Genomic DNA, 1694 nt, shown 5'->3' on the forward strand with positions numbered 1-1694 from the left:
CACTCCACTATGCTCCAACCCTTATTCAGGGATCTCTGTAAAAGATGTTGCCTTTGTCGGTTCGCTTTTAAAAAGCTATTGGAAACTCGACTCACCGTCGTTTAACTCTGTGGAACTTCTTGGGACCAGTCAGGACCACACGCTTACGATCACCGCTATGATGTCTGGCTCCGGACACGTCCAACAACCCAACCCGCCATCAGAATCATCCGGGCAGGAAGCCCTCCCTCAACCCATAGGCTTTTTCACTAGCCTTCTTTATTCTGATTCTGGCGGGGATAATGGAGCCCCTGAACGACAGCCACATACTTTGAGCTTGAATTGTTTCGTTCATCCCTGTCATGGGGCTTGTCAATTCCGGCAGTTTTCCGGTTCATCCGATGGCAGAGCGCCCGATCTTGAAGAAGGTTGGACAGACCACACAGCAGCGACGCCCGGACAAAGCTCATGCCCTCATTTGGCCAATAAATACTGTTTTATTTGCCACCCTGTTAACGGGGTCGCCATAGACACGATGGTTGCAGGGAAAATCAATAAAAACGTCCCTGCCGGGCAAGCCATTTGCGGCTTGATAATATTCAGGGATGATGGCCAGATGCTGGAATGTGGGAAGGTCTTCAAGAATGCAAAATCACTGTCGCGTCACAAAGGCAGCTCCCACTCTGGGCAAAAAACCTGTGATCTGACGATGGTCGGGGAGGATGGTCAACTGTATCCGTGCGGGACGGTCTGCAAGAATGCTAATGCCCTGGCGTATCACAAAGAAAGAGACCACACGGGGCAGCAAACCTGTTATGAGCACGTGGTCGAGGAGGGAGGCCAGCCGACGCCGTGCAAAAAAGTCTGCAAGAATGCTAAAGCCCTTTGGGCTCACAAAAGAAGGCACCACACAGGGGAACAAACCTGTGACGTGAACGTGATCGGGGAAGATGGTCAGTCGGGGCCATGCGGAAAAGTCTGCAAGAATGTTCAAGCCCTGTCGGATCACAAAGGTGGATACCACACTGGGCAACGAGCCTGTGACGTGACCGAGATCGGGGAAGATGGCCAGCCGTGGCCGTGCGGAAAGGTCTGCAAGAGCGGTAAAGACCTTTCGGATCACAAACGCAGAGAACACACAAGGCAAAAAATTTGTGATATGCCCGTGATCGGGAGTGATGGTCTGCAACGGCCCTGCTGGACGGTCTGCAGAAATGCCGCAGCTCTGTCCACTCACAAGAGCGGACTGCACACCGGGAAAAAGACCTGTGACGTGGCCGTAATCAGGGAGGATGGCCGGGTGCGGCCATGCGGTAAGGTCTTCAAGAATACTAACAGCCTGTCAGTTCACAAATCCATATACCACAACGAGCAACAAAGCTGTGATGTCACCGTGGTTCGGCAGAATGGTCAACCGCAGCCATGCGGTAAGGTCTACAAGAATGCTCAAGCCCTGTTGAGTCACAAAAGAATGCATAGAAAACGCAAGCCTTCTGTTGTGGATCAGAACGATGACTTTTGTCCTTGATCTGACAACCGCCCTTTCATGAGGCTTTCTTGATCTATCCTTGCTCTGTAAGAGCCGAATACAGGGATAGCATTATTAAGCACTCACTCTTTGCGGCACTGCGGTTGCTGTTACTGATGTTGTCTGTCGTCTGTCAGGCCGAACCGTTGACAGAACGTTTTATTGTCGACACCAAAGACACTCCACT

General features: G+C 51.6%; 1 protein-coding gene. It reads left to right on the forward strand.

The window, feature by feature from the left end:
* Nucleotides 1-1507, forward strand: a 1507-nt coding sequence (locus KDK16_RS00790; RefSeq protein WP_257274258.1) for a hypothetical protein, incomplete at its 5' end; no start/stop codon positions are given.
* Nucleotides 1508-1694: the final 187 nt, after the last annotated feature.

The sequence above is a fragment of the Endozoicomonas sp. SESOKO4 genome (assembly GCF_024606275.1).